1 protein-coding gene is annotated in these 1233 nt (G+C 57.6%); it reads left to right on the top strand.

Translation table 11 applies throughout. From position 1 onward, the window contains the following. Window positions 1-939, top strand: a 939-nt coding sequence (locus CW742_RS13870; protein WP_292421391.1) for a hypothetical protein, incomplete at its 5' end; no start/stop codon positions are given. Window positions 940-1233 lie beyond the last annotated feature (294 nt).

The raw sequence follows: 1233 nt of genomic DNA, 5'->3' as shown, positions 1-1233 counted from the left end.
AGCACGACAACATCGCTCCTGGTCGCCTCACGCATGAACACCTCGGCGACGCGTGCTGCGGTCGCGCACTTCCTCTTCAACTTCCTGGGCGTGCTGATCTTCCTGCCATTCCTTGTCCCCTTCACGAACTTCGTTATCTCGCTAGGGGGCGACGCCGGCCAGCAGGTGGCAAATGCCCACCTGATCTTCAACCTCATCTGCTGCATCATCTTCCTTATCCTCCTCCGGCCCTTCGAGCGGACAGTGATGCGGATCGTTCCGGGGAGAGAGGATGACGTGGTCCTGGTCACCCGGCATATCAGCCATCCCCCGCCCGATGCTGCCCCTGATGCCATCCATCAGGTGGAACAGGAGATAAGTCACCTCCTGACCATTCCGGTAAAACTGCTCGAAGAACTGGAGGGCATGGTGCGTGACCCGAAGCACTATTCTCCGCAGGTACGGCAGCTCCAGGACTATGCCACCTACCTTGATGCACAGATCAGCAGTGCTGCGCTCACGGTCTCGACACGGGATCTTTCCCCGCCGGAAGCAGCCCGGCTTGCCGGCCTTGTCCGCATCTCCAAGCTCGGCCAGGTGCTCGCCACCCAGACCGGGGAACTCGTGGAGATGATCCACCAGATCCAGGAAATGGGGATCACCCTCTCGGATGAATCCCGTGCAGCGCTTGAATATTCTCTGATCCCATGCAGCATTAACTTAAAAACGCTGGGGGAATCCTTCCCGGTCTTCACCGATGAGGTCAATGAATCCATGCGGGTGCAGGACGACCATCTCAGGGATATCATCACCACCCAGTACCAGGAGTACCTCAGGCGTTTTACGTCCCATAAGACCCCAACGGGAAGTGAGTTCTCGCGCGTGCTCTTCCAGATTGAGGGGATGGCAGGGACTATCCGGGAAATCCGGAAGTCCTCCCGGCTGATGGGAAAGATATAGACCGGACAATCATAGACACAGGATCCTTTTCGTACCCATTCCGGCCGAATGGCAGGCAGTGCGGACCCTTCATGAGCCTGCTGATTGTTATACGGTCAATCCTGGAGGCATGCCAGCGTGCCTGATGAGGATCTGGAATATTGTCATGACCGGGCATTACCTGTTCAGAAAAACAACCAGGAAATACACGAGCAGCAGCAGGGATACAAGGAAAAGGCCGTATCCCGATCCCCGTAACAGTTCCGGGTCGCCGGGCTCGGGCAGCATCGTCTCGCCCACATCCTGCATCCGGAG

The sequence above is a fragment of the Methanoregula sp. genome, assembly GCF_002835825.1.
Lineage (GTDB): Archaea > Halobacteriota > Methanomicrobia > Methanomicrobiales > Methanospirillaceae > Methanoregula.
This window is presented reverse-complemented; position numbering and strand designations above follow the sequence as displayed.